This window comes from Brenneria roseae subsp. americana, from assembly GCF_003115815.1.
Taxonomy (GTDB): domain Bacteria; phylum Pseudomonadota; class Gammaproteobacteria; order Enterobacterales; family Enterobacteriaceae; genus Brenneria; species Brenneria roseae.
Genome location: NZ_QDKJ01000043.1, coordinates 1 through 885, shown reverse-complemented (window position 1 = coordinate 885; position 885 = coordinate 1). Strand labels below are relative to the sequence as shown.

Genomic DNA, 885 nt, shown 5'->3' with positions numbered 1-885 from the left:
TATCAGCGATTAAGCGATAACTTTAGCAACAACGCCCGCACCAACGGTACGACCACCTTCACGGATGGCGAAACGCAGACCGTCGTCCATCGCGATTGGGGCTATCAGATTTACCACCATCTTGATGTTGTCGCCCGGCATGACCATTTCTACGCCTTCCGGCAGTTCGATGGTACCGGTCACGTCAGTGGTACGGAAGTAGAACTGCGGACGGTAGCCTTTGAAGAACGGCGTATGACGGCCACCTTCATCTTTGCTCAGGATATACACTTCTGATTCGAACTGGGTATGCGGCTTGATTGAACCCGGTTTAGCCAGTACCTGACCACGCTCTACGTCGTCACGTTTGGTACCGCGCAGCAGAACGCCCACGTTCTCACCGGCACGACCTTCGTCCAGCAGTTTGCGGAACATTTCCACGCCAGTACAGGTGGTTTTCGTGGTGTCTTTGATACCCACGATTTCAACTTCTTCACCCACTTTAACGATGCCGCGCTCTACACGACCGGTCACGACCGTACCACGACCGGAGATGGAGAATACGTCTTCGATTGGCAGCAGGAACGGCTTGTCAATAGCACGTTCTGGTTCCGGAATATAAGTATCCAGCGCTTCTGCCAGTTCGATGATTTTCGCTTCCCACTCGGCTTCGCCTTCCAGCGCTTTCAGCGCAGAACCGCGGATTACCGGCGTGTCATCGCCCGGGAAATCGTACTGAGACAGCAGTTCACGCACTTCCATCTCTACCAGTTCCAGCAGCTCTTCGTCATCAACCATGTCACATTTGTTCAGGAACACGATGATGTAAGGAACGCCTACCTGACGACCCAGCAGGATGTGCTCACGAGTCTGCGGCATCGGGCCGTCAGTCGCAGCAACAACCAG

1 protein-coding gene is annotated in these 885 nt (G+C 54.2%); it reads right to left on the bottom strand.

Features of this window, described 5'->3' with window-relative positions:
* Window positions 1–9 precede the first annotated feature (9 nt).
* Window positions 10–885, bottom strand: an 876-nt coding sequence (tuf, locus tag B4923_RS20695) for an elongation factor Tu (RefSeq protein ID WP_109491560.1), incomplete at its 5' end; no start/stop codon positions are given.